The following is a 24575-nucleotide window of genomic DNA, read 5'->3' as shown; positions in this document are numbered from 1 at the left end:
TTAATAAGCGCTTACGACACACTTTTACGATACCTAAAATTGAGTGTGGTCCAAATGAGCCGAGAAAAACCAAATATCTATACTGATCCTCACCACGAATATTGGACACGTTAAAAAGCGAGTATTCTCAACCGTAGAGAGAGGTACTTGTTTGAGCATAAATCGACTAGCATGAAAGCCGGCTATACCCGGCATAGCGCTGAATACTGGAAAACGGCGTCTAAGTTTTTCCAACTTTATAATAAAGAGCGATTAAATTTTCCAGTAGTTAACTACCATCCTGTTGAAAATATTACAGATGCTAATTTTTTTGGTGGAAAACTCCGCGCTCATTAGTGGCAAATATTGGAAGCCATTTTCATCGTGTTAAATAGCGTAAAACTTTTTCCAGAAATCGGCGCTATGGAAAATTCCGTAAATCATTGAAATAAAATAACTCGTCTAGGCACCTGAAAAAATTGGACGCTCATTTTGCTCAAAAAATGGAAAAATTTCCAGGCCGGTTAACAGTCCATGAGCGAACGGATGACAGCCGATCTGGCTTGTGATGCACTACGGATGGCGATTTTCAGACGTAAACGCCCCAAGTGCGTCATCGTTCACTCGGATCGCGGTAGCCAATATTGTTCCTATGCTTACCGGCAATTACTGCAACAACATCAGTTGCTGGGTAGCATGAGCGCAAAGGGCAATTGTTACGATAATGCCTGCGCCGAGAGTTTCATTCGCTCAAGGTCGAAGCCATTCACGGTGAGCGATTTGACACACGTGAAGGCATGCGGCAGACGGTATTTGAATACATCGAAACCGATACAATCCCGTCAGACTACACTCAACCAATGGCTTTTTAAGTCCGGTTGAATTTGAAGCCCAGTTTTATCAATCACTCGCTTCTTGATCTGTCCGTTTTTGATGGCGGGGATCATTATCGTCGGATTACGATTTCAAGGATTTAAATGTAATGATTTCGCCAATCAGCTTAACGCCAGCAGCGGCCAGTATTGCACCGGTTGCCCGATCTACAGATTCGCGCACCGGATCAAGATCGAGTCGTGCATAGATAACGTTACCAATAAGCCGCGCGAACGAAGCGTAGCGAAGAGAGCGTCAGCTTGATACGGTCACTCGTCAACCTCGACCTTGGGCTTCGCATTCGGGAAACGCGCGATCGCCGTTGCGAGGATGTCGATGTTCCCCGCATGGACGCTTTCAAAGCGGTGGCGGCTCGGGTGGAATGTCAGGAATTCATCATCGCCACCCTTCACCCTCATGCCGATACGCTTCAGCTCGCGGCGGCCGTAAACGCACTCCTTAGCCTTGCCATCAACGTCGTTAAAGATGGTGTACGAATAGCACTCATGCACCTCGCCACGGCCTATGTTGTCCTTATGTCGATGATCTTGTGTAATACGACCGAATCTAACCAACACCTGCTGACGACCGTCGATCTCCACAATGTCGGGATTTAAGCCACCTGCATCGGCAAAGTACACGGTAAACTTAATGCCGCGTAAGTCGCCGGTATAACCAATAATATTTTCTTTTATGTAAAATTTGTCACAATAACCCATTGTTTATCACTCCTGGTTAGCTAAAAACCACCTGATTCCTAACAAGTAATTAGATAGCCTCCGTCTATCATCCTTGATTGCTAGAATTAGTCAATAGGATCAGTTATTTTTTTGAAATTCTAATCGTATATCTTCCCATAATGGATGCTATACGTTCTTTTTGTAGTAAGTAATAAAGTTGCAAACTAAAGCCGTTAAGCCTAGAATCGTACCAAGAGCCTAGGCTAGGCGGCTTTTGCTTATGGCGAAAAAAATCATACCCAAATTTTGAATTAAAACACCAGAAATGGATAAAGGAGGGACGTGACGCTGATCATGGGCTTGACTATAAACCCTGGCTAACGATAGGGACCTTCCCTATTAGACGAAAGGACATTGAAAGGCAAACATTATACCTACTCAGCCATCGGTGAGTACCATGATTACCAAAGACCGTTCCAACTGGATGCATGAACATCGCGATATTCTGAACGACAAGTTTCTAGCCAGCATTTGCTTGCCGGGCAACCATGACAGCCCTACTGCAAAACTCCAGAATATCGCAACGGACGAGCGACGCAAGGATGATCGACTTCTCAATCTCAACAAGATTCCTTTTGGACTAGCCGAGCATGGATATATCGCGGCGAAGCTGATGGCAACAGCCACGACCAAGGACATTGCGACTCAACTGAATGACGGACTTAGAGCATTCGACTTTCGAGTATTCGAGCAGATGTTCGACGAATCTTACGTCATTGCGCCGGGGGGGCCATAAAAATACATGTGCCAGAACATTATGCATTCTACAGTGTCCATTCACTATTAGGTGAAAGCTACGAGGAACCAGGAGACATCTTTGACCAACTCACTGCATTCCTATCATCCAGGAAGGGCGAGATTCTGTATTTGTCTTTTCTCTTTCTGAAAACCCCTACAACGGCTGACACTCGCGCTAGATTCGCAGCTTTACTTAAACAAAAATTAGGCGCTTACGCGATCCCCGTAAACAACGAAGTCAGCCCGAAAAGGATCATTTTCAGCTCTGTCATCCGTCTGATTCTGGGCAATCCGGCTCTGTGCGAGATTGTCCTCCTGCCAAACGAGCCGGTTTCCCAGTGCTTGAGGTGAAAGCCGCGCAAATTCCTGTCCTTTTTGCGTACTTTCGCCTGAGCATCGCCGCCCATGGTTGTTCCGGTTGCCAAATCGATTACGCAGCGGATTTATTCTGCCAACCTTGTTTCGCCGCTCGCCGTCGTTTCTCGCGCGCTTGCTCTTGTTGCAAGAGGATGTCGCCGATACGGTGGATGTTGCGTGCCACAACGGCCAATGCCACATAGCGTTAAAAACGGCGATGCCGTGGTCGGGGCATTGGTCTAGACCGTGTACTTCCAATGCATTGATGGCCGATTCGACGGCTGCATGGTGGCGGCGCGCTTGTTTGAACATCACACTGTGTTCGATAGCCCGGCGTTCTTGGGAAAGCTTGCCTTTGCGCGACAGCACCACCTGATCCAACTGCTTTGCCAGATCCTGTTGGTTGGCGGGCGAATGAAAGCCTTTGTCAAAGCTGCAGGCCCGAAGGTCCGGAAACTTGTGCTGGGCATCCCGGATGATGGCGACCGCAACCTTGTCGTCCGTTTCGCCTGCCATCACCCGGTGGTGCAGGATGAATCGGTACTGGTCTTCCGGTACCGACATCACCTACATTCGGTTGTTGCGCGGATTCGACTATTTAGTGGCGATCATCGACTGCTACAGCCGCAAGGTATTGGCATGGCGGCTATCCAATACCCTGGATGCAGGATTCTGCGTGGACTGCCTGGAAGAAGCCATCACGAACTACGGCCCGCCGGCGGAGATCTTCAATTCCGACCAGGGTTCACAGTTCACCAGCGATAGCTTTACGGGCGTGTTGATTGAGCAGGGAATTACGATCAGCATGGACGGGGCCGAGGTCGCGCGCTGGATACTATTTTTGTCGAGCGATTATGGCGGACCGTGAAATATGAAGACGTCTATTTGAAAAAATACGACGGTATGCAGGAATTGCTGCTGGGATTAACGCAGTACTTCCTGTTCTACAACGATGAACGCTGGCACCAATCGCTAAATTACAAAACGCCGAACGAGGTGTATCAAACGGCGATGGGCGGCGGTGCTAAGATTGTGGATAAGTTTAATCATGCGAGGGAGACATTAGACTCAGTACCGCAAGATCGGGACAGCGCCATTTAGCTGGAGTGTAAATAGGGCTCTATCTTAAACTAGGCGTTTATTTGTCTGGACAATGGGGTCCACTTTAGTCTTGTCAGTGGCTTTGGTATTCCTGATGGTAACGTCGAAAAGCAGTTCTTTTACCATTTGCAGTAACTCCAAAAGTGAAAAGCGGTAAGTTTGGTTTGTTACTGCAAATATTTCAAACTGTTACTGAATTTTAATGCATGTTGCTGGACGATTATTATTGGATAGGCTATTGTTTTTGATGGATTTTAGGATGTCTTTTGACTTTCTAAACCCCGGTCTCGGTTTCCTTATCCTCGTCCGCAGACATATCGGAGATTTCTTTCAAACGGGCTACGGCCTTGAAGTTGACACTGCCTACGGGATACTGGCCTTCCGCGCTGATGGTGCCGGCCTCTTGCCCGGTCAACAGGCTCAGGGCTTCGTCCACATTCGACACTGTGTAAATCGCAAACAGGCCTTGCTCGACGGCATCCACCACTTGCTGTTTCAGCATCAGGTTGCGTTTGTTCGATGCCGGGATAATCACCGCCTGTTGTCCGGTCAAGCCTCGCGCCGCGCACAGCTCGAAAAAACCTTCGATTTTTTCGTTGACGCCGCCGATGGCTTGTACTTCGCCGTATTGATTGATCGAGCCGGTCATCGCAAAACCTTGTCGAATCGGGGTGCGGGTCAAGGCTGAGATCAGGCAACATAGTTCGGCCAGCGAGGCGCTGTCGCCGTCGATGTGACCATAGGATTGTTCCATGGCGATGCTGGCGGAGATAGCTAACGGAAATTGCTGGGCGTAACAGTGGCCGAGATAGCCGCTCAAAATCATCACGCCTTTGGAATGGATGGGTTGGCCCAGTTCCACTTCCCGTTCGATGTCGACGATGCCTCTGGAGCCGGGATGCACGGTGGCGGTGATCCGCGCCGGCGCGCCGAAGCTGCTGCCGCCGATGTCCATTACGGTCAGACCGTTGACTTTGCCGATGGCTTCGCCGTCGGTATCGATCAAGATGGTGCCTTCCAGCATTTCTTCCAGGATGGCTTCGGCAATCCGGCCATTGCGTTGTTCGCGGGCCGATAATGCCAGTTCGATTTCGGTGTTATCGATATTGACGGCTTGGGTTTGGCTGGCCAGTAAATTGGCTTCGGCGATGATTTCCAGGCAGCTGTTGACGTGTGCGGACAGGCGCTGTTGGTTTTCCGCTTGCCGGCAACTGTATTCGATTAAGCGCAGCAAGGCGCCATCGGTCAAGGCTTTGGCGCCGGAGTCGGCGGCGTGGCGTTTCAGCAATTGCACGAATTGGCCGACATTGTCCGGGCTGCGTTTGATATGATCGTCGAAGTCGGCTAACACCCGAAACATTTCGTTGAATTCACTATCCAGTTCTTCCAACAAATAGTAAATATCGCGCGAGCCGACCAGTATCACTTTGACATTGAGCGGGATTACGCCGGGTTTCAGGGTGATGGTGTTAATGCCCAGCTCGGAATAAGGCGACTCGATTTCGATGCGCCCGGCCTGTAGCGCCCGCTTTAAGCCTTCCCAGACGAAAGGGTAAGTCAGAATTTTTTCCGCATCCAGTATCAAATAACCGCCGTTGGCGCGGTGCAGCGAGCCGGGGCAGATACGCCGGTAACTGGTGACTAGCGTGCCTTGGTCGCTGACGTATTCGATGCGGCCGAACAGGTTTTGATAGATAGGATGCGGCTCGTAGATCACCGGCGCGCCGTTGCCGTCGTGTTTGCAATCCACCAGGATGTTGGGCAGGTATTGCTCGATTAGCGCCAGGCGCTTGGCGATGATCTCCCGGCTATCCTGGCTGCGGGTGGGCATCAGCAACTCGCCGATAGTATTGCTCAGGCTTTTTTCGATCTCTGCCAGATAAGTAATCACATCATCGACGTTTTGATACTTGTCGTTCAGCCCGGCCAGTAACGGTTCCAGAGCTTGCTTGATGGTGTCGTTGTCGAGCTGGCGGATTTCTTCCGCCAGCGTGCGCCGCCATTGCGGTAGTTCCAGCAACACATCGCCGAGATATTCTTCCAGTTCCTCGGTGTGTTGGTGGAAGGCATCGCGCTCGGCTTGCGGCAACAGGGTGAATTGATCTTCGTCCAGTGCCTTGTCATTGCGGATAGGTAGAAAAGTGATAGCGTCGCTGTCGCGGTACAAGGCCACGCTCATTTCGCGGGCCTTGCCATCGACCAAGTCGATGGCGGCGTTGTAGCGCTGATTAAAACGCCGTTCGATCGCGGTTTTCTTTTGCTGATAACTAGGGCTTTCGAACGCGGCCGGAAAAGTGGCCAGCACATCATCAATCAGTTTTTCGATGTCTTTGGCAAAGGCGTGTCCTTCCCCCGAAGGCAATTCGATGGCTACCGGCTCTCGCTGGTTCTCGAAATTGTCCACATAGGCATAAGACAGCGGCGCTTCCTGCTGTTCTGCATAGCTGCTCAAATAATGGCTGACCATAGACAGGCGGCCGGTGCCGGGATCGCCCATCACGAAGATGTTATAGCCCGGCGCTTTCATTGCGATGCCGAAAGCCAGGGCCGATTGGGCGCGGTTCTGGCCCAGAATGGTGTTGTGTTGTTCGCTTGGCGGGGTGCTGGGCAGATCGATAGCCAGCTTTAGGGCTGTGGCCGGTAGTTTTAATTGTTCAAGCATGGCTGGCTTATTGGCTATCCGGCATCGACAGCATGTGACGCATGCGTTCGGCCTTGGTTTTCAGGTATTCAAGATTGTCTTGATGAATGCGGGCTTCGATGGCGATGCGGTTATTTACCTTAATCCCCAGTTTGGTTAATTCGTCGATTTTCAATGGATTGTTGGTGATCAGTTCGATGGAGAGTACTTGCAAGCTGTGCAAAATTAGCGCAGCAATGTCGTATTGACGTTCGTCGGCCAAATGGCCGAGTTTGATATTGGCATCGACGGTATCCAGGCCCTGGTCTTGCAGATTGTAGGCCTGTAATTTTTTCAACAAACCGATGCCGCGGCCTTCCTGGCGCAGATAAATCAAGACGCCGCAACCGGCGGTGTTGATCAAGTCTAGCGCCATGTCCAGCTGTTCGCCGCAGTCGCAGCGCCGTGAACCCAGGACGTCTCCGGTGAAGCATTCGGAATGAATGCGTACCGGCACGTCTTCTTTGCCGGCCACTTCGCCCTTGACGAAGGCGACGTGTTCTTTTTTATCGAGACTGTTGCTGTAGTAGTGCAGAATGAATTCGCCGTGTTTGGTGGGAATTCGGGTTTGAACTTTATCTTCTATGCTTGCTTTCACTGATATTGAAATCCTTAATCCACGGCGTTAAGCGGCTATTGCCGGCGACTGCAGCGCTGCAGAAGCAATGGCGAATTGCCAGGAGCCTTTCTCAATCGCTTGTTCCGAAACGATTGAGAAAGGCTCCTGGCCTTGATGTTTGGCTTTACGGCGATATTGGGTTTTGTCGGCGTAGACTTGTGCTTTGTTGAATCGATGGGCGAATTTCGCCACCGGGTTTTTGCTGGGCTTGTCTTGCAAGTCCTTGCTGGGGTTTTGTTTTCTCATGCTTTTTTCTCCGCAAGCTATTAAAATAACGTTTTATTTGAACATAGAATGCCTGTGAAATTCCAGAAAGACTTTGATGTGATAGTAGTAGGCGGTGGTCATGCCGGTACTGAGGCAGCCTTGGCTGCTGCCCGTTCTGGTGCGCAAACTCTGTTGTTATCGCAAAACATTGAGACCCTGGGGCAGATGAGCTGCAACCCGGCGATAGGTGGCATCGGCAAGGGTCATCTGGTCAAGGAAGTAGATGCGCTGGGCGGTATCATGGCACAGGCCATCGATAAGGGTGGTATTCAGTTCCGCATTCTGAATGCCAGCAAAGGCCCCGCAGTGCGGGCGACGCGGGCGCAGGCGGACCGGATGCTTTATAAGCAAGCCGTGCGTACCGCATTGGAAAATCAGCCCAATCTGGCTTTGTTTCAGCAGACTGTTTCCGACCTGCTGGTTGAGGGCGACAGCGTGGTGGGTGTGAAAACTCAGATGGGTCTGGAGTTTAACGCCCGAGCGGTGGTGTTGACTGCCGGTACCTTTTTGGCTGGCCGCATTCATATCGGTTTGGAAAATTACAGCGGCGGGCGGGCCGGCGACGCGGCATCGATTGCCCTGGCCGAGCGTTTGCGTGAGCTGCCGTTCCGAATTGGTCGTTTGAAAACCGGCACGCCGGCGCGTATCGATGGCCGCACCATCGACTACAGCAAATTGCAGGAACAGCACGGCGATACCCCGCTGCCGGTATTTTCCTTTATGGGTAGCCGCGAACAGCATCCGCGGCAAATTTGCTGCCATATCACCCGCACCAATCAAGAAACCCACGACATCATTCGCTCCGGTCTGGACCGGTCGCCAATGTATTCCGGGATTATCGAAGGTGTCGGTCCGCGTTACTGTCCGTCGATTGAGGATAAAGTTGTGCGCTTCTCCGACCGCGACTCGCATCAGATTTTCGTCGAACCGGAAGGTTTGACGACCAATGAGGTTTACCCCAACGGCATTTCCACCAGTTTGCCATTCGATATTCAGTATCGCTTTATTCGCACCATGTTGGGTTTTGAAAATGCGGAAATCGTTCGCCCTGGTTATGCCATTGAATACGATTTTTTCGATCCGCGCGATTTAAAAACCTCGCTGGAAACCAAGCATATGAACGCCTTGTTCTTTGCCGGCCAGATCAACGGCACCACAGGTTACGAAGAAGCCGCCGCACAAGGCTTGATCGCCGGCTTAAACGCGGCACGCTTGGCCAAAGGCCTGGAAAGCTGGTGTCCGGGCCGCGACGAAGCCTACATTGGCGTGATGATCGATGACCTAATCACCCGCGGCACTGCCGAGCCGTACCGGATGTTCACGAGTCGCGCCGAATACCGTTTGCAGCTGCGTGAAGACAATGCCGATTTGCGTTTGACCGAACAAGGCCGCAAGCTGGGCTTGGTTGACGATGCGCGCTGGCAACGCTTTGAAGAAAAGCGCGAAGCCATCGCCAATCTGCAAGGCAAGCTGGCGAAAAAATGGATACGCACCGAATCCGACGAAGCGGCGCTGGCCGAAGAGTTGTGGGGCAAAAAATTATTGAAAGAAGCCAGCTTGATGGAAATGCTGCGCAGGCCGGAAGTGGATGTCGAGAATCTGCTGCGCTTCAGCGACGACGCCGAGGTGGATGAGCAAGTGGCCGAACAGGTGGCGATACAAGCCAAATATGCCGGCTACATCGACCGCCAACAAACCGAAATCAACCGCACCGCGCGCTATGAGCATTTGAAATTGCCGGATAATGTCGATTACAGCCTGGTGTCGGGCTTGTCCAACGAAGTCAGCGAAAAACTGAAAAAGCAGCGCCCGGAAACCCTGGGCCAGGCCTCACGGATTCCCGGCATCACCCCGGCGGCGATTTCTTTGTTGTTGGTGCATCTGAAAAAGAAAAGCGCTTGATGGATGCCTGTCGAGATAAGCTTGAGCTCGGCTTAAAAGCATTCGGGCTGGATGTAGGCGAACACGGAAATGATGCTTTATTGCGCTTTATTAAGCTGATAGCCAAATGGAATAAAGCCTATAACCTGACGGCTGTACGCGACCCATTGGAGATGGTGAGTTTGCATATCCTGGATAGTTTGGCGATATTGCCGCATCTAAATAACCCTCGCGTTGTGGACATCGGTACCGGTGCCGGCTTGCCGGGTATTCCGTTGGCGATCTGTCTGCCGGATTGCCATTTCACTTTGGTCGATTCCAACTCCAAGAAAACCCGCTTCGTACAACAGGCGGTGTTGGAGTTAAAGCTGAAAAATGTTGAAGTGGTACATAGCCGCGTTGAGCTGTTGCAGCCGGAAGTCTTATTTTCCACGGTGATTTGTCGGGCTTTTGCCAGCATGCAGGATATTCTGCAATTGACCGGTCATTTGCTGGCGGAGGATGGCGTGCTGCTGGCGATGAAAGGTCAGCAGCCCGAGCAAGAGCTGATAGACTTGGCCGAAACATACAGCGTGATTCCGCTGACGGTGCCCGGCATAGCGGCCGAGCGCTGCCTGATTCGACTGGAGAAACCCAAGCATGGCTAAGATTATCGCGATTACCAACCAAAAAGGCGGAGTCGGCAAAACCACTACCAGCGTCAATCTGGCGGCGGCGTTGGCGGCTACCAAGCGCAAGGTGTTGTTAATCGACCTGGACCCGCAAGGCAATGCGGCGATGGGCTGTGGCGTCAATAAGGAAGAGATCGAGTATTCCAGCTGCGAATTGCTGCTGGAGGAAGTGCCGGTTTCCGAGATAGTCGTAAAAAATAAGCAGCTGGGTTTTGATTTGATTCCCGGTAATGCAGATTTGACCGCTGCCGAAGTGCAATTGATGAGCGCGCAGCATCGCGAGCGCCGTCTGGCCGACGCTTTACTGACTATAAAAGATCAATACGATTACATCTTGATCGACTGCCCGCCGTCCTTGAATATGCTGACCTTGAATGCGATGGTGGCGGCCAACAGCGTGTTGATTCCGATGCAGTGCGAATATTATTCGCTGGAAGGCTTGTCTTCATTGATGTCCACCTTGCGCAGCATTCGCGATAGCGTCAATCCCGGTTTGTATCTGGAAGGCATATTGAGAACCATGGTCGATAGTCGGAGCCGTTTGGGCAAGGATGTCTCCGACCAGTTAATCGAGTATTTCGGAGACAAAGTCTTCAGAACCACTATTCCCAGAAACATTCGCCTGGCCGAGGCACCCAGTCACGGCGTGCCGGTACTGGCTTACGATAAAGCCTCGCGCGGCGCGATGGCATACATCGCGCTGGCCGGCGAAATGATCAGAAAAGAAAAAGCGGCCAAAAAATGATGCACAAAAAACGCGGTTTGGGCCGGGGTTTAAGCGAATTGTTGGGCGATGTCAGTGCGCCTGTGCCGGATAAGCCTCAAGACCCGCAAAGCTTGCCGATCGAGTTTTTACAGCGCGGGAAGTATCAGCCGCGTAAGGACATGGATCCGGAAAAACTAAAGGAGTTGTCGGATTCGATAGCCGCGCAAGGTATTATCCAGCCGATCATCGTCCGCAAAGTAGACGGCGAGAAATACGAAATCATCGCTGGCGAGCGCCGTTGGCGAGCCGCGCAGTTGGCCGAGCTGCAAGATGTACCCGTACTGATAAAGGATCTCGACGACCGGTCGGTGATGGCGATAGCCTTGATCGAAAACATTCAGCGCGAGGATTTGAATGCGTTGGAAGAAGCCGAGGCCTTGCATCGGTTGCAGGCGGAATTCGAACTCACCCATCAGCAGATCGCCACAGCAGTGGGCAAGTCGCGTACCACGATCACTAATTTATTACGCCTACTAGAGCTGGCGAGTGAAGTGAAAGGTATGTTGGGCAAGGGTTTGCTGGAAATGGGGCATGCCCGAGCATTGCTGGGGCTGGATGAAGCCAAGCAAGTCGAAATTGCCAATAAAGCCGTCAAGCAAGGTTTGACCGTCAGAGCTGTGGAAAAGCTGGTGCGCGAGCAGCATGAAGATAAGTCGGCGGCAGTGAAAAAAGTCGATCCGGATACCTTGCGCCTGCAACGAGACTTGAGCGAACGAACTGGTGCAAAGGTGGAAATAAATCATCAGAGCAGCGGAAAGGGGAAATTGATTTTTAGTTACACCAGCTTGGAAGAGCTGGAAGGCATCATAAAAAAAATCAACTGAGCGTTTCGGTGCTGGCAAATGTCGTATTTCGGCCACGACAGTTAATATTGTCAGCTTTGCTACATTGTCGAGTTTGGCAATATTTTAGAAAATCAGTGTGTTACGAAATGGCATGCGTATTGCTAAAAGCGTTGGGATGGAAGGTTTGGAGTAAAGTCTCTGTCCGTAGTATGGGTCGAAGGTTTTGTCGGGATAGTCTTGCCAAATCAACAAGGTGGCGAATCTAATGAGATATTCCCGGAAGTGCTTACCTTGCTTTAGGCGTGCTGGCTGGATATAATCGCCCAGCTCAAGACGAAAGGGGAAGTACATGGCAGCTAGAAATGAATTTTCTACTGTCAGAAAAGTAGTTTTTGGACAAGTCCTGATGGCTGCATTGGTGGCGTCGGGATTTTTATTGATGGGCGGTTGGAAAAGTGCAGTGTCTCCGTTACTAGGAGGGTTTGTGGCTATACTGCCCAATCTGTATTTTGCCTACAAAATCTATCTGGCCAAGGATTTGGGCGCGCAGGGTATCGTCAATGCATTTTATGCAGGCGAAACGGTTAAGTTAATTTTGACGGTAGCCCTGTTTTCTATCGTTTTACAGATTCCCTCTGTTGATTTCTTAACGCTGATGGTGGGTTATACCGCAGTGTTGTCGGTTTTTTGGTTTGCGCTGTTTTTGTGGCGTGATTAGTTTTTTTTGCGAGGATAAATGAGTACTGAAGGTGGCGCAACCGGTTATATAGTCCATCACTTGACACCGTTGTCGGTGGGTGAGGGATTTTGGACACTGCATCTGGATACCTTGTTTTTCTCCGCTTTTTTGGGTGGATTGTTCATACTGTTCTTCAAAACAGTGGCGGAAAGAGCGACATCCGGTGTGCCTGGTTTAGCACAAAATATTGCGGAAACCTTGGTGGAGTTTGTCGATACGCAGGTTAAGGACAGTTTTCACGGTCGTAGTCCTTTGATCGCGCCGCTGTCGTTAACGATTTTCTGCTGGGTGTTCATGTGGAATGCGATGGATATGCTGCCGGTGGATTTGTTGCCGATGATTGGTAGTTTGATGGGTATGGAGTACATGCGCGTAGTGCCTAGTACTGACTTGAACGGTACTTTCGCGTTATCCATAAGCGTGTTTTTCCTGATCTTCTTCTACAGTATCAAGGTTAAAGGATTGATGGGGTTCGCCAAGGAAATGACCTGCACGCCATTTGGTCCGAAAATGATGCCGTTCAATCTACTGCTTAAAACAGTTGAAGAATTGGCGAAACCAATCTCGCTGGGTTTGCGGTTATTCGGTAACCTGTATGCGGGTGAGTTGGTATTTATTCTGATTGCCTTACTGCCGCCTATCGTCCAGCCATTACTTGGCTTCCCTTGGGCTGTATTTCATATTCTGGTTATCACTCTACAGGCTTTTATATTCATGGTGTTGACCATCGTTTATTTGAGCTTAGCGCACGAAGATCACTAATAGTTTTATTTTCAACTTTCATATCAATATTTAGGAGACACTATGGAACTCGCATCATTAATTGCCAACGTACAAGGCTTCACCGTTATCGCCGTTGGCATCATCTTGGGCTTGGGCGCAATCGGTACTGCTATCGGCTTTGGTCTGCTGGGCGGTAAATTCCTGGAAGGCGCTGCTCGCCAACCTGAGTTGGTTCCTATGTTGCAGGTCAAAATGTTCATCATCGCCGGCTTGCTTGACGCGGTAACCATGATCGGTGTTGGTCTGGCTCTGATGTTGACTTTCGCAAACCCATTCCTTTCAGCCGTTCAATCCGTCGCGGGTTAATTAGCAATTATCGGATTGAGAGGAATAGGTTAAGCCCTATTCGCATACCGATAGAATGACAACGGCATTACGAGGAAAGCATCAATGAGCATCAATGCTACTCTGATCGGGCAGATGATAACTTTCACACTTCTGGTTTGGTTTACCATGAAGTATGTCTGGCCACCGATCATTGCCGCTCTGGAAGAGCGCAAAACCAAAATTTCCGAAGGTTTGGCTGCGGCCGAAAAAGGCCAGGAAGAAATTAAATTGGCTGAGAAAAAAGCCAAAGGCCTGCTGAAGGAAGCGAAAGAACAATCGGCGGAAATCGTCAGCGTAGCGCAAAAACGCGCCAATCAGCTGATTGAAGAGTCGAAAGATCAAGCCAAAAAAGAAGGCGAGCGTTTGCTTGAAGCAGCAAAAGCCCAGATAGAGCAGGAAATGTTGCATGCTAAAGAGAGCTTGCGCAAAGAAGTATCCTCACTGGCTTTGCGTGCAGCTGAACAGATTTTGAAAGAAGAAATCGACAAAGCCAAGCATCAAGACATTCTGACTAGAGCAGCGGACCAATTGGGTTAAGCAATGGCTGAGTTATCGACATTAGCAAGGCCTTACGCGGAAGCAGCTTTCAAGCGCGCCAAGGAAACTGGAGCGTCCAAGCAATGGTCCGATTCGTTGACGTTTTTGTCTTTGGTCATTCAGGATGAGGCGTTGGCTGCCATAGTCAAAAATCCTCGGGTTGGCAAACTGCGCACAGCACAGTTGATACTGGACATTTGCCAGGATCAGATTCAAGAAGAAGCCAAAAATCTTCTGAAAGTGTTGATAGAAAATGACAAGCTGCCCTTGCTACCGCAAATTGCGGTGATGTTCGAGCAGTACAAGGCGGATGATGAAGGTTACGTCAATGTTGATTTATACAGCGCGTACTCGCTAACAAAGGCCGAGCAAGGTAAATACGTAACCATGCTTGAGAAGCTTTTGAATAAAAAGGTCAATGCATCCGTTTCTGTCGATAAATCGTTAATTGGTGGCATCCTCGCTAAAGCGGGCGATAAAGTCATCGACGGTTCTATCAAAGGCCAGCTTCATCAATTAGCTAAAAGACTTTAAGAGTTAGAGCGGGAAAAATAAAATGCAATTAAATCCATCAGAAATAAGTGATCTGATCAAAAAGAAGATCGAAAACTTCGACGCCCATATTGAGGCTCATACCGAAGGCACCGTAGTCAGTGTCACCGACGGTATTGTTCGGGTTCACGGTCTGTCGGAAGCAATGCAAGGCGAAATGCTGGAATTCCCTGGCGGCTCTTACGGCATGGCTTTGAACCTGGAAAGAGACTCGGTCGGTGTGGTAATGCTCGGTGCTTACCAACATATTACCGAAGGTGATACCGTTAAATGTACCGGTAGAATTCTGGAAGTGCCGGTTGGCGAAGCGTTGTTGGGTCGGGTTGTTGACGCATTGGGTAATCCAATCGACGGCAAAGGCGCAATTGAAACCAAATTAAGCTCTCCAATCGAAAAAATCGCCCCCGGCGTTATCGCCCGTCAATCAGTTGATCAGCCGGTGCAAATCGGTTTGAAAGCGATAGACTCGATGATTCCTGTCGGTCGCGGCCAACGTGAGTTGATCATCGGTGACAGACAGACCGGTAAGACGGCGATTGCGATTGATGCGATCATCAATCAAAAAGGTACAGGTATCAAATGTATCTATGTTGCTATCGGTCAAAAGCGTTCTTCTATTGCCAACGTGGTTCGCAAACTGGAAGAGCACGGGGCGATGGAGCACACTATCATCGTGGTGGCTTCGGCTTCTGAATCGGCGGCGCTGCAATTTATTGCGCCTTACACCGGTTGCTCAATGGGCGAATATTTCCGTGACATTGGCGAAGACGCACTGATTATCTATGACGATTTGACCAAGCAAGCTTGGGCGTATCGCCAAATTTCATTGCTGTTGCGTCGTCCTCCAGGTCGTGAAGCATATCCTGGCGACGTGTTCTACATTCACTCGCGCTTGCTGGAACGTGCGGCTCGCATCAATGCGGTTGAAGTAGAAAAACTGACCAACGGTAAAGTGAAAGGCAAAACCGGTTCATTGACTGCGTTGCCGATTATCGAAACCCAAGGCGGCGACGTATCTGCTTTCGTACCGACCAACGTGATTTCGATCACCGACGGCCAGATATTTCTGGAAACCGGCCTGTTCAACTCAGGTATTCGTCCTGCGGTTAACGCCGGTCTGTCGGTATCTCGGGTTGGCGGTGCAGCACAAACCAAGATCATCAAAAAGCTCGGCGGCGGTATTCGTCTGGATTTGGCGCAGTTCCGCGAGTTGGCGGCGTTTGCTCAGTTCGCTTCCGATCTGGATGAAAGTACACGTAAGCAAATCGAGCGTGGACAACGCGTTACCGAACTGATGAAACAAAATCAATACGCGCCTATGAAGGTTGCGGACATGAGTGTTTCCTTGTATGCCGCTAATGCCGGATTCCTGGATAGCCTGGAAGTTAATAAAGTACGCGATTTTGAAGCGGCTTTACTGGACTTTATGCATACCGACGAATCAGCTTTGATGGCTAAAATCAACGAGAAAGGCGACTACAACGACGAGATTCAAAAAGGCATTCACAGTGCCATCGAACGTTTCGTCAAGACCGGTAGCTGGTAAAGGGTCCGCACATGGCTGTTGGCAAAGAGATACGTACCAAAATCGCGAGTATTAAAAACACTCAGAAGATTACTCGGGCCATGGAAATGGTGGCGGCGAGCAAGATGCGTAAAACCAAAGACAGAATGCAGGCCACTAGGCCTTACGCGAAAAAGATAGGCCAGATCATTAAACATCTGGCTTATGCCAATCCCGAATACAAGCATCCTTTTTTGATCGAACGCGAAGTCAAGCGCATCGGCATCATCGTAGTGAGCTCCGATAGAGGCTTGTGCGGTGGCCTGAATGCTAACTTGTTCCGAAAAGTGTTGGGCGAAATGCAGCAATGGCAAAGTCAGCAGATCGCGGTAGACGTTTGTACTATCGGTAGCAAAGCCGCCGGTTTTTTCAGCATGATCAAAGCCAATTTAATTGGGCAAGTCTCAAAATTGGGCGATACACCGCATCAGAACGAAATTATCGGCACGATCAAGATCATGCTGGATGCTTTCACTGCCGGTGAGATTGATGAATTGTTTTTGATCAGCAATGACTTTGTAAACACCATGACGCAAAAACCGGTCGTACAAAAATTGCTGCCGGTTGCTGTGGGCGATTTAGGTGAAGAGTCCAAAGGTCGCTGGGATTACTTATACGAACCTGATGCTAAAGAAGTATTGGACAGTTTATTGATCCGATATGTGGAATCCGCGGTTTTCCAAGGTTTAGTGGAAAACAACGCCTGCGAGCAGGCTGCCCGAATGGTGGCAATGAAAAGCGCATCCGATAACGCTGGGAATATCATTAAAGAATTGCAGTTGGTTTATAACAAAGCCAGACAAGCCGCAATTACGCAAGAGATTTCCGAGATCGTGGCCGGCGCCGCTGCTGTTTAGTGCATCAAGACAAGTTTAGAGATTTTAAAAGAGGACGACATAATGAGTTTGGGTAAAATCGTTCAGATCATCGGTGCGGTCGTAGACGTGGAGTTTCCACGTGATAACCTGCCGAGAGTATATGATGCGTTGAATGTTAAGGGCGGTCTGGTTTTGGAAGTTCAGCAGCAATTGGGCGACGGCGTAGTCCGGACCATTGCGATGGGCACCACCGATGGCTTGAGCCGAGGCATTGAAGTCAGCAACACCGGCGAAGCGATCAAGGTACCGGTCGGTCAGGCGACACTGGGACGCATCATGAATGTCCTTGGCGAGGCTATCGACGAAAAAGGTCCTATCGGTGAGAAAGAGAAATGGACTATCCATCGCGAGGCACCTTCATACGAAGAGCAAGCACCAGCCAACGAATTGTTGGAAACCGGTATCAAAGTGATCGACTTGGTTTGCCCTTTCGCGAAAGGCGGTAAAGTCGGTCTGTTCGGCGGTGCCGGTGTCGGCAAAACCGTCAACATGATGGAGTTGATCCGTAACATCGCGATTGAGCACAGTGGTTTCTCGGTATTTGCCGGCGTGGGTGAGCGGACTCGTGAAGGGAACGACTTCTACCACGAGATGACCGATTCCAACGTTATCGACAAAGTGTCGCTGGTTTACGGTCAGATGAACGAGCCACCAGGAAACCGTTTGCGCGTCGCGTTAACCGGTTTGACTATGGCGGAGTTTTTCCGTGACGAAGGCCGTGACGTACTGTTTTTCGTCGACAACATTTACCGTTATACCCTGGCAGGTACTGAAGTATCGGCGCTGTTGGGTCGTATGCCTTCTGCGGTGGGTTACCAACCTACACTGGCTGAAGAGATGGGTGTGTTGCAGGAGCGGATTACCTCTACAAAAACCGGTTCTATCACTTCGATCCAAGCGGTATACGTACCTGCTGACGATTTGACCGACCCGTCGCCTGCTACTACCTTCGCTCACTTGGATGCGACCGTGGTATTGTCGCGGCAGATCGCCGAGCTGGGTATTTATCCGGCTATCGATCCGCTGGACTCCAGCAGCCGTCAGCTTGATCCTTTGGTAATCGGCCAAGAGCATTACGAAGTGGCCCGTTCGGTACAAGGTATTTTGCAACGCTATAAAGAATTGCGCGACATTATCGCTATCTTGGGTATGGATGAATTGTCGGAAGTTGACAAATTGACCGTTTCCAGAGCGCGTAAAATTCAACGCTTTTTGTCACAACCGTTCTTTGTTGCCGAAGTCTTTACCGGTTCGCCAGGCAAATACGTATCCTTGAAAGATACCATTGCCGGCTTCAAAGGCATTATTAGCGGCGAGTACGATAGTATTCCGGAACAAGCTTTCTACATGGTCGGCACAATCGACGAAGCCATTGAAAAAGCCAAAGGCATGTAAACCACCTCATAGGAGAGTTTTGACATGGCAATGACAATTCATGTGGACATCGTCAGCGCGGAGCAGGAAATATTTTCCGGCTTGGCTGAAATGGTCTTTGCACCGGCCGAAATGGGCGATGTAGGTATCGCACCGCGCCATGCGCCGTTAATCACCAAGCTTAAGCCTGGTGAAGTGCGGGTTAAGCTGAGCGACAAAGAGTTCCAGGCGTTTTATGTGTCCGGTGGCTTTTTGGAAGTTCAGCCGCATTTGGTAACTGTGTTGGCGGATACCGCGATCAGAGCAAAAGACATCGACGAAGCGGCAGCATTGCACGCTAAAGCGAGAGCGGAAGAAATGCTAAGCGATAAATCGGGTAAAATCGATTACGCGATTGCGCAAGCCGAATTGGCCCAAGCCGTAAATCAATTGAGAACCTTGGAAAGATTAAGAAAACGTGGTGCGTAAACCATTTATTGCGTAAAAATATAAGCCCGATGACGTTTCGTTATCGGGCTTTTTTTGTTTTAAGGAATAGCAATGTCGATTAAAACCATCATCTTGGCAGCCGGCCAAGGCACCAGAATGCGTTCGTCGCGGCCTAAAGTACTGCATGAAATCGCCAATAAAGCGCTGTTGCAACATGTTTACGAAACCAGCCTCTCGCTGGAAAATAATCAGATTTTCGTTATCTACGGTCATGGCGGCGAAACTGTCAAACAAACATTAAGTAGTTTGGATGCCACCTGGATCGAGCAAAAACAGCAACTCGGCACTGGACATGCGGTACAGCAGGCGATTCACCATGTAGCCGATCCGGATACCGTATTGATTCTGTACGGAGATGTACCGTTATTAAAAGAAAAAACCATACAGACGCTATTGCACAAAGTCAGCCTAACATCCTTGGCTTTGCTCACCGTTAATTTGGATGACCCAACCGGGTACGGCCGCATCGTTCGCGATAAAGATCACGCCGTCGTCAAAATAGTCGAGCAAAAAGACGCTAACGAAGTGGAACTGCAAATCAGCGAAGGCAACACCGGTATTCTGGCTTGCAAAGGCAGCCAGTTGAAACAATGGCTGTCCAGACTGAGCAATAACAACGCACAAAACGAATACTATTTGACCGATATTATCGAAATGGCTGTGGAAGACGGGTTGAGTGTCGAAACCACCCAAGCCGGCAGTCAGGATGAAGTATTAGGTGTCAATAATCGTAACCAATTGGCGCATTTGGAGCGCGTCTATCAATCGGAGCAAGCGCAAGCGTTGATGGAAAAAGGCGTCACGCTCCGCGATCCGGCTCGCGTGGATGTGCGGGGCAGTTTTGCCGAGCTTGGTCAGGACATAGATGTGGACGTCAACGTAATCTTCGAGGGCATAAATCGCATCGGCTCCAACGTCAAAATCGGTCCCAATTGTTTGATTAAAAACGCCAGCATCGGGAACGATGTTGAAATCTTCGCTAACAGCGTGATTGAAGATGCCTCAGTCGGAACCGGTAGCCGAATTGGCCCATTCGCCCGTCTGCGTCCACAGACCGAATTGGCTGATCACGTACATATCGGCAATTTCGTGGAAATCAAAAAATCCACCGTTGCCGCAGGCAGCAAGATTAATCATTTAAGCTATATTGGCGATAGCGAAGTGGGCAGTAAAGTCAATATCGGCGCCGGCACCATTACATGCAACTACGACGGCGTGAATAAATTTAAAACCGTTATCGGCGATGGTGCCTTTATCGGCTCCGATACGCAGTTAGTGGCACCGGTGACGGTAGGTAAAAACGCCACCATTGGTGCCGGCTCTACCATCACCCGAGATACGCCGGAAAACCAGTTAACCCTTAGCCGGACCAAACAGCTTAGTGTGCCGACCTGGCAACGTCCGGTTAAACAGGCGGAGATTGTTCCTGACAATTCTCCGCAATCCTTAGCTCCCTGTCAGTCGGAGAAATAATATGTGTGGGATTGTCGCCGGGATTGCACAACGTAATGTTGTGCCGATTTTGCTGGAAGGCTTGAAACGCCTGGAATATCGCGGCTACGATTCGGCCGGTCTGGCCGTGGTCAGTCAAGGCGAGATATTCCGCAAACGCGAGCTGGGCAAAGTTAAAGGCCTGGAAGCATTAATCACAGCCGATCCTATCGAAGGCACTATCGGTATCGCGCACACCCGCTGGGCCACCCACGGCAAACCCAGCACTCGAAACGCCCACCCCCATGTCAGCCGCGATAAAGTGGCGGTGGTGCATAACGGTATTATCGAAAATCACGACCATCTGCGTACGGCCCTGCAGCAGAACGGTTTCGTATTTACCTCCGAAACCGATACCGAAGTCATCGTGCATAAAATTGCCGAAGAGCTGCAAACCACCGACAGCCTGTTAGGTGCGGTAAAAGCCTCAGTCGCGACCTTGCAGGGTGCCTACGCGCTGGGCGTGATCCACATCGACAGCCCGGATACATTGATTGCCTGCCGTAAAGGTAGTCCGTTGGTGATTGGTGTCGGCATCGGTGAGTATTTTATTGCGTCTGATGTTGCCGCTCTTTTGCCGGTGACACAGCGCTTCATTTTTCTGGAAGATGGCGACATCGCCGAATTGAAAATCGATAGCCTGGTCATTTACGACGAGCATGATCGCCGCGTCGAACGCCCTATTGTCGAAAGCCAATTAAAAGCCGATTCGGTCGACAAAGGCAAATACCGCCACTACATGCTCAAGGAAATTTACGAGCAAGCCTGGGCGGTGTCCGAAACCCTGGAAGGCCGTTTCATCGACAACCGCTTGCAAGACAACGCCTTCGGCCACAATGCAGCCGAAGTATTCGATCAAATCAAATCGGTACAAATTCTGGCTTGCGGCACCAGCTACCATTCCGGTTTGGTGGCGCGTTACTGGTTCGAAAAACTTGCTAGGGTGCCGTGCGCTATCGAAGTGGCTAGCGAATTCCGTTACCGTAATCCGGTGATTTCGCCCGACACACTGGTCGTCACGATTTCCCAATCCGGTGAAACCGCCGACACACTGGCGGCCTTGTTGGAAGCTAAACGCCTGGGTGTCAAACACTCTTTAGTGATTTGCAACGCTCCGGAAAGCTCGCTGGTCCGCGAATCCGATCTGGTTATGATGACCCGCGCCGGCCCGGAAATCGGTGTTGCCTCGACCAAAGCCTTCACCACCCAGTTGGTAGCCTTGCTGATGTTGATCATCGCCGTCGGCCGCCGCTTTGCCTTGACCAAGGAAACGGAAGAACAAATTGTCTCCGAGTTGTTCGGTCTGCCCGGCAACATCGAAAAAGTGCTGAAACTGGATAATGCTATCGAACTGTTGTCGCAGCGCTTTGCCGACAAACACAACGCGCTCTTCCTCGGTCGTGGCACCCATTACCCGATTGCGATGGAAGGCGCATTGAAGCTGAAGGAGATTTCCTACATCCACGCCGAAGCCTACCCCGCTGGCGAGTTGAAGCACGGCCCGCTGGCTTTGATCGACGCGGAAATGCCGGTGGTAACAGTCGCGCCCAACAACAACCTGCTGGAAAAACTGAAATCCAACATCCAGGAAGTCAGCGCCCGTGGCGGCCAATTGATCGTGTTCATGGATGAAGAACTGGCGGAAAGTAGCGACGAAAACGTGCAAATCGTCAAAATGCCCAGCGTCGCCAACATCATCTCGCCTATCGTCTACACCGTCCCGCTGCAATTGCTGTCCTACCACGTCGCCGTGCTGAAAGGCACCGACGTAGACCAGCCACGGAACCTAGCCAAGTCGGTCACGGTGGAATAGCGGTTAAATTGGCGGAACGGATTCCGAGGCGTTGAGGTTGGAAGTTAAGGGTTTGTCGAGCTTGGGTTCGGCAAACCCTTTTTTATTAATTATGATCTGATCGTTGTGTTTTGAATTGCCCGATGAACGGGAGGACAGATCGGCCCCGAGCGAAAATTAGTGTATTTAATCCGGCACGCCGGTTTGATATTCAAATAACGAAAGTTGTAGGGTGGATAAGCGAAGCGTCAGCCATCATGGAATAGAAGAGGTTTAAATAGGTGGATGGCGCTTCGCTTATCCACCCTACGGCCCTGGCGGAAAGCAGCGACGAAAACGTGCAAATCGTCAAAATGCCCAGCGTTGCCAACATCATCTCGCCTATCGTCTACACCGTCCCGTTGCAATTGCTGTCCTAGCACGTCGCCGTGCTCAAAGGCACCGATTTCGATCAGCCCAGGAACCTAGCCAAGTCGGTGACGGTGGAATAGCGGGTAATTTGGCGGAATGGATTTCGCGGGTGTAAGGGGTGAATTTAAGGGTATGTCGGGTTCGGCAAACCCTTTTTTTCGATTTGTAGCGGTTTAGTTATGTTCGAGATTCGTGTGTTACGGAGATTAAGGGAAGAGCGATATTGACCCAAAAACGACAGTCATTGTGAATTGTCTTTGGCGCTTTAACGACAAACAGCAGACATATGTGAAAATCCTATGCCATCCATTGTAGAATGGTGAAAGGAAACTAATTTTGGATTTGCAAATACAAACCCAGGCAAAACATTAAATGGATATATATAGTGTTTCAGAGGTATTTAATGAAAGTGAAATACCTGTACTTACTTTCGTTGAACCTAAAGAGTTTAGAGACATAGTTGGTTCTCTGGTTACTAGTGGTAAACATGTAACTCTAAGTGGCCCATCGGGCTGTGGAAAAACCACTTTAGCAAAAAAATCACTTGATGAAGCCGGGTTTGGTCCAGGGAATACACATTGGATATCAGGAAGGGATCATTCTAATGCACATTCTGCCTCCGAGTTATTTAGCAAAGAATTCTCCTGTGAAGAGAATGAGATACTGATTTGTTTGCAGGCTGCAGGCATTGTTGTTGTAGATGATTTTCATCATCTTCACGATGATGTAAGAAACGAAATTGGCTACAAGTTAAAACGTTGGCATGAACAAGGTGTTCGCTTTTTGGTAATAGGTATCGCTAGTTCCAGTAAGAAAATGCTGGATATAGATTCAGAGCTTGGGATTCGGAATGATGTTTATGAAATGAAGCGTCAAAGCGACGACTTTTGTGAAAAAGTTATTTCTCTAGGAGAAAAGCATTTATATATAAAAATTTCTGAAGATTCGCGCGCACAATTTGTTAGGGCTTCAGATGGTATTCCGTCTGCAATTCAGGTTATTTGCAGGGTTGCGTGCATCCGAAATAATGTACTAAAAACACAAAATGAATTAATTGAAATTTCATGCCAAATGAATGAAATTAAGGACGGTGTGCTAAGAATTTACAAAGGGAAGTATCACAATAAACTCGTAGGGTTGTGCAAAGGTAAGCAGCAAGCCAGATCAGTTCACAATACTTATTTCGACATAATTAAAATAATTGCAATTATTGGAAAAGGAGAAATTCATTTCCAAGAAATTCAACAAAGATTGTTAGCTCCTATAGAGGACGCCAAAGAAAAAGCAAAGAAAACCACATCTTTTCATAATTGTATTAAATATTTGCCGTCCGTTATTGAAGAACGTGGCCTTGATGATGCTGTCTACGTAAATCGTAATTCAGAAAGTATTTCTATAGAGGATCCTTCTTTCGGATTATATCTTAGCTTGATTGACCTTGATGAAATTGGACAATCTATCAAATTAAGACGTACCGGTTATCCTTGGGATGTTGCCGTTTCATTTGCTGGAGAAGATAGAGCCATTGTGGAAGAATTCAAGGATATCTTGAATGAATCGGGATACACCGTGTTTTACGATTTTGACGTTCAACATCAATTATGGGGCACCGATCTCAGAATAAAGTTGGCTGATGTTTATGCAAATGACGCGCAATATATGGTGATATTCCTATCAAATCATTATCCAGAAAAAGACTGGACAAATTTTGAATTTGAAATAGGCAAGGAGGCTAAGGGGAAGCGTACTGAAACGTACTTGTTACCCGTTAAGCTAGATGATGTCTCAGTAGTTGGGTTATCATCGAATGTTGGCTATATAGACCTAAGAAGATGTTCACCAAGCGATTTAGCTAATTCATTAATTGAGAAAATTGAACATAGCTAAGAAAACATCTCGGTAGGACCGTAGGATGTACTGAACAGCGTGAAGCGCATCGTTCGCGATTGGTGCGGTTCGTAAACTCGCTACACGCTATGCCTGCTTTTGGCTAGGCAATTGCCATTGGCGCTATTGTATTCGTCCGGCGGTTTTGGTCGCTTTAAGCCTTCCCTCTCAGGCCACAGCAAGTATGGCCTGAATCAAGAGCATCCATAAAAGTTAAATCTCAATCCCGGATTCCGCTTCGCTTCATCCAGGCTACGCACCTGATCAAATAAAATAAGCTCATATCTAACATAT

The 24575-nt window shown here is 49.4% G+C and carries 24 protein-coding genes and 3 pseudogenes; 21 read left to right on the top strand and 6 right to left on the bottom strand.

Going from position 1 to position 24575, the window contains the following annotated elements:
- The first annotated feature begins 147 nt into the window (after nt 1-147).
- Both EBA_RS23180 and EBA_RS23175 read left to right on the top strand, forming a co-directional pair.
- Nucleotides 148-336: a hypothetical protein gene (locus tag EBA_RS23180; protein WP_192376927.1), complete on the top strand. Its 189-nt coding sequence runs from the start codon at nt 148-150 to the stop codon at nt 334-336.
- A gap of 174 nt (nt 337-510) precedes the next feature.
- A pseudogene (locus EBA_RS23175) lies at nt 511-898 on the top strand (DDE-type integrase/transposase/recombinase); the annotation flags it as partial.
- 223 nt (nt 899-1121) lie between these two features.
- On the opposite strand, the gene EBA_RS23170 reads toward EBA_RS23175, so the two are convergent.
- Nucleotides 1122-1571, bottom strand: a complete 450-nt coding sequence (locus tag EBA_RS23170; protein WP_192376926.1) for a hypothetical protein — start codon at nt 1569-1571, stop codon at nt 1122-1124.
- 418 nt (nt 1572-1989) lie between these two features.
- On the opposite strand from EBA_RS23170, the gene EBA_RS23165 reads away from it, so the two are divergent.
- Nucleotides 1990-2328 carry a PI-PLC domain-containing protein gene (locus EBA_RS23165; RefSeq protein WP_192376925.1) on the top strand — a complete coding sequence of 113 codons (339 nt, stop codon included), beginning with the start codon at nt 1990-1992 and terminating at the stop codon, nt 2326-2328.
- A 214-nt stretch (nt 2329-2542) separates the two neighbouring features.
- Here EBA_RS23165 and EBA_RS23160 read toward each other — a convergent pair whose 3' ends face one another.
- Both EBA_RS23160 and EBA_RS23155 read right to left on the bottom strand, forming a co-directional pair.
- Nucleotides 2543-2737, bottom strand: a complete 195-nt coding sequence (locus tag EBA_RS23160) for a hypothetical protein (protein ID WP_225616411.1) — start codon at nt 2735-2737, stop codon at nt 2543-2545.
- A gap of 23 nt (nt 2738-2760) precedes the next feature.
- Nucleotides 2761-3239: pseudogene (locus EBA_RS23155) on the bottom strand (ISNCY family transposase); the annotation flags it as partial.
- On the opposite strand from EBA_RS23155, the pseudogene EBA_RS23150 reads away from it, so the two are divergent.
- Nucleotides 3217-3788: pseudogene (locus tag EBA_RS23150) on the top strand (transposase); the annotation flags it as partial. The pseudogenes EBA_RS23155 and EBA_RS23150 sit on opposite strands and share 23 nt — an antisense overlap.
- Before the next feature lie 274 nt (nt 3789-4062).
- Here the strand turns inward: EBA_RS23150 and EBA_RS23145 are convergent.
- Genes EBA_RS23145 through EBA_RS23135 form a run of 3 tightly spaced genes read right to left on the bottom strand, consistent with a single transcriptional unit; the run spans nt 4063 to nt 7333 of the window.
- Nucleotides 4063-6450, bottom strand: coding sequence for a Lon protease family protein (locus tag EBA_RS23145; protein ID WP_192376922.1), 2388 nt, complete (start codon nt 6448-6450; stop codon nt 4063-4065).
- Nucleotides 6451-6457: 7 nt separating this feature from the next.
- A complete protein-coding gene (gene ribA, locus EBA_RS23140; RefSeq protein ID WP_192376921.1) occupies nt 6458-7066 on the bottom strand; it encodes a GTP cyclohydrolase II in 609 nt (202 codons plus the stop codon).
- Between the two features lie 27 nt (nt 7067-7093).
- Nucleotides 7094-7333: a DUF7230 family protein gene (locus tag EBA_RS23135; protein ID WP_192376920.1), complete on the bottom strand. Its 240-nt coding sequence runs from the start codon at nt 7331-7333 to the stop codon at nt 7094-7096.
- 54 nt (nt 7334-7387) lie between these two features.
- Between EBA_RS23135 and mnmG the strand changes: the two genes are divergently transcribed.
- From mnmG to EBA_RS23050, 17 genes are all read left to right on the top strand, one after another.
- Nucleotides 7388-9256 (top strand): tRNA uridine-5-carboxymethylaminomethyl(34) synthesis enzyme MnmG, encoded by a 1869-nt coding sequence (mnmG, locus tag EBA_RS23130; RefSeq protein ID WP_229427862.1) that lies wholly within the window; start codon nt 7388-7390, stop codon nt 9254-9256.
- On the top strand, nt 9256-9882 hold the full coding sequence (gene rsmG / locus EBA_RS23125) for a 16S rRNA (guanine(527)-N(7))-methyltransferase RsmG (protein ID WP_192376918.1): 627 nt from the start codon (nt 9256-9258) through the stop codon (nt 9880-9882). The genes mnmG and rsmG overlap by 1 nt, the downstream gene beginning before the upstream one ends.
- Entirely contained in the window at nt 9875-10651 is a 777-nt protein-coding gene (locus tag EBA_RS23120; RefSeq protein WP_020484113.1) for a ParA family protein, read from the top strand. Before rsmG ends, EBA_RS23120 begins: the two co-directional genes overlap by 8 nt.
- Nucleotides 10648-11496, top strand: a complete 849-nt coding sequence (locus tag EBA_RS23115; RefSeq protein ID WP_192376917.1) for a ParB/RepB/Spo0J family partition protein — start codon at nt 10648-10650, stop codon at nt 11494-11496. Before EBA_RS23120 ends, EBA_RS23115 begins: the two co-directional genes overlap by 4 nt.
- Before the next feature lie 310 nt (nt 11497-11806).
- The gene (locus tag EBA_RS23110; protein ID WP_192376916.1) at nt 11807-12175 is read left to right on the top strand and encodes an ATP synthase subunit I; all 369 of its coding nucleotides are present in this window, start codon (nt 11807-11809) and stop codon (nt 12173-12175) included.
- 18 nt (nt 12176-12193) lie between these two features.
- Nucleotides 12194-12958, top strand: a complete 765-nt coding sequence (atpB, locus tag EBA_RS23105; RefSeq protein ID WP_026147085.1) for a F0F1 ATP synthase subunit A — start codon at nt 12194-12196, stop codon at nt 12956-12958.
- Nucleotides 12959-13000: 42 nt separating this feature from the next.
- Nucleotides 13001-13285 (top strand): F0F1 ATP synthase subunit C, encoded by a 285-nt coding sequence (gene atpE / locus EBA_RS23100; RefSeq protein ID WP_020484117.1) that lies wholly within the window; start codon nt 13001-13003, stop codon nt 13283-13285.
- 84 nt (nt 13286-13369) lie between these two features.
- Entirely contained in the window at nt 13370-13843 is a 474-nt protein-coding gene (locus EBA_RS23095) for a F0F1 ATP synthase subunit B (protein WP_192376915.1), read from the top strand.
- A 3-nt stretch (nt 13844-13846) separates the two neighbouring features.
- Nucleotides 13847-14377 carry a F0F1 ATP synthase subunit delta gene (locus EBA_RS23090; RefSeq protein ID WP_192376914.1) on the top strand — a complete coding sequence of 177 codons (531 nt, stop codon included), beginning with the start codon at nt 13847-13849 and terminating at the stop codon, nt 14375-14377.
- 22 nt (nt 14378-14399) lie between these two features.
- On the top strand, nt 14400-15941 hold the full coding sequence (gene atpA / locus EBA_RS23085; RefSeq protein ID WP_192376913.1) for a F0F1 ATP synthase subunit alpha: 1542 nt from the start codon (nt 14400-14402) through the stop codon (nt 15939-15941).
- An 11-nt stretch (nt 15942-15952) separates the two neighbouring features.
- Nucleotides 15953-16816, top strand: coding sequence for a F0F1 ATP synthase subunit gamma (atpG, locus tag EBA_RS23080; RefSeq protein ID WP_192376912.1), 864 nt, complete (start codon nt 15953-15955; stop codon nt 16814-16816).
- Between the two features lie 42 nt (nt 16817-16858).
- Nucleotides 16859-18232 carry a F0F1 ATP synthase subunit beta gene (atpD, locus tag EBA_RS23075; protein ID WP_192376911.1) on the top strand — a complete coding sequence of 458 codons (1374 nt, stop codon included), beginning with the start codon at nt 16859-16861 and terminating at the stop codon, nt 18230-18232.
- 24 nt (nt 18233-18256) lie between these two features.
- Nucleotides 18257-18679 carry a F0F1 ATP synthase subunit epsilon gene (locus EBA_RS23070; protein ID WP_192376910.1) on the top strand — a complete coding sequence of 141 codons (423 nt, stop codon included), beginning with the start codon at nt 18257-18259 and terminating at the stop codon, nt 18677-18679.
- 72 nt (nt 18680-18751) lie between these two features.
- Nucleotides 18752-20173, top strand: coding sequence for a bifunctional UDP-N-acetylglucosamine diphosphorylase/glucosamine-1-phosphate N-acetyltransferase GlmU (gene glmU / locus EBA_RS23065; RefSeq protein ID WP_192376909.1), 1422 nt, complete (start codon nt 18752-18754; stop codon nt 20171-20173).
- A gap of 1 nt (nt 20174) precedes the next feature.
- Complete coding sequence (glmS, locus tag EBA_RS23060; RefSeq protein WP_192376908.1) at nt 20175-22004, top strand: glutamine--fructose-6-phosphate transaminase (isomerizing); 1830 nt, start codon at nt 20175-20177, stop codon at nt 22002-22004.
- Nucleotides 22005-22264: 260 nt separating this feature from the next.
- Nucleotides 22265-22402, top strand: coding sequence for a hypothetical protein (locus EBA_RS23055; RefSeq protein WP_192377396.1), 138 nt, complete (start codon nt 22265-22267; stop codon nt 22400-22402).
- Nucleotides 22403-22766: 364 nt separating this feature from the next.
- Entirely contained in the window at nt 22767-24281 is a 1515-nt protein-coding gene (locus tag EBA_RS23050) for a TIR domain-containing protein (protein WP_192376907.1), read from the top strand.
- Nucleotides 24282-24575: the final 294 nt, after the last annotated feature.

Origin of the sequence: Methylomonas albis (assembly GCF_014850955.1) — a bacterium.
Taxonomy (GTDB): domain Bacteria; phylum Pseudomonadota; class Gammaproteobacteria; order Methylococcales; family Methylomonadaceae; genus Methylomonas; species Methylomonas albis.
Note: the sequence above shows the minus strand (reverse complement) of the source record. Positions and strands in the feature narration are given on the sequence as shown.